At 59.1% G+C, this 242-nt stretch carries 1 protein-coding gene; it reads right to left on the bottom strand.

Translation table 11 applies throughout. From position 1 onward, the window contains the following. Positions 1-242, bottom strand: a 242-nt coding sequence (locus E0698_RS26440) for an amino acid--tRNA ligase-related protein (RefSeq protein ID WP_337916458.1), incomplete at both ends; no start/stop codon positions are given.

The raw sequence follows: 242 nt of genomic DNA, 5'->3' as shown, positions 1-242 counted from the left end.
CGGTGGCGCGCCAAATTTGAAGGCATCCAGTAGGAAACCGAATTTCTCCTGGGCCTCTTCGGGGCCAATACCCATGACGTTGAAGACCCGCTCCTGAACGTCACGGCGATGGATACGGATAGACCCGCCGCCTACCTCGTTGCCTTTGACGACGAAGTCGTAAGCGTAAGCCAAAGCTGAACCCGGATCGGTGTCGAAGGTATCCAGGCAGTCGGGGGTCGGGCTGGTGAAGGCGTGGTGGA

Source organism: Paenibacillus sp. 23TSA30-6, assembly GCF_014858585.1.
Taxonomy (GTDB): domain Bacteria; phylum Bacillota; class Bacilli; order Paenibacillales; family Paenibacillaceae; genus Paenibacillus.
This window is presented reverse-complemented; position numbering and strand designations above follow the sequence as displayed.